1 protein-coding gene is annotated in these 261 nt (G+C 64.0%); it reads right to left on the bottom strand.

The genetic code is table 11. The annotated features are described in order from the left end of the window. On the bottom strand, positions 1–223 hold a 223-nt coding region (locus tag EW028_RS24700), incomplete at its 3' end, for a SulP family inorganic anion transporter (RefSeq protein ID WP_255501815.1). Between the last annotated feature and the right edge of the window lie 38 nt (positions 224–261).

Raw genomic sequence — 261 nt, 5'->3', positions numbered from 1 at the left:
CAATGACCAGGGCTATCGCACCGGTAGCGGCGGAGATCATTGCCGGGCGGCCTCCGAGGAATGCGATGGAGACGGCCATGACGAAGGATGCGAACAGCCCCACACGGGGGTCTACGCCGGCGATGATGGAGAACGCGATCGCCTCGGGAATCAAGGCGAGGGCAACGACCAATCCGGCGAGGACCTCGGTTTTGAGTAGTCGCGGTGATCGCAAGGCGCTCATGACCGTCGGTGCGGTCCTCTGTGCGTCCCGAATGGTCG

Origin of the sequence: Lysinibacillus sp. OL1 (assembly GCF_004332175.1) — a bacterium.
Classification (GTDB): Bacteria; Bacillota; Bacilli; order Bacillales_A; family Planococcaceae; genus Lysinibacillus; species Lysinibacillus capsici.
This window is presented reverse-complemented; position numbering and strand designations above follow the sequence as displayed.